The 741-nt window shown below is 77.2% G+C and carries 1 pseudogene; it reads left to right on the top strand.

The annotated features are described in order from the left end of the window. Positions 1–741: pseudogene (locus tag ACYVE9_RS29415) on the top strand (hypothetical protein); the annotation flags it as partial.

Genomic DNA, 741 nt, shown 5'->3' with positions numbered 1-741 from the left:
CCCCGGGCGCGGGGAGGGCCCGGTGGCAAGGCCGACCGCCCACCCCGGGGGAACCGCCGATGCCCGCCGCACCCCGCTCCGGCCAGCCGCAGCCACGCCCCGTGCCCGCACTGGAACTCCTCGTCCACGGCGTCGGGGGAGCCACCCCGGAGAGGATGCTCGACGACCCCCGCACCGTCCGCGTCACCGGCGACACCACCGCCGGCATCCACCGGCGGGCGGTGGACGCGGACGCCGAGGACCGCCCGCAGGACTACCCGCGGCAGCCGGTGCCGGAGGCGTACTGCTGGGCCAACCTGACGTCCGGCAACGCGGCCCGCGCCCTGTGGCTGATGCTGCTGCCCTTCATGATCGCCAACCTGGCGCACTGGATGCGCCCAGCCGCCCCCCGCGGGCATCCCGCACAGCGCCTGTACTCGGTCCTGGTACGGCTGATCGCCCTGTCGCTGACGGTGCTGCTGGTCGCCGCCGCGTGCGAGGTCGCACTCGACCTGGTGGCGTGGCAGTGCGCCGCCTCCGCCGAGTGCGCCGGCGGCACCTCGTGGCTGGCTTTCCTCGCCGCCGACTCGGGCGGCTGGTGGAGCCCGCCGGGTCGGCGGCTGGTGGTCGCCGCGCTGCTGCCCGTCCTGCTCACCACACTGCTGTGGGGCCTGTCCCACCGCACCTGGAGCGCCTACGAGTCCGCCTCCCCGCCGCCGCGGGCCCCGGCCGCCGCCCCGACCCCGCACGACGAGGACCGCC

The sequence above is a fragment of the Streptomyces sparsus genome (genome assembly GCF_054776295.1).
The sequence above is the reverse complement of the archived record's forward strand: the minus strand, read 5'-3'. Positions and strand labels throughout refer to the sequence as shown.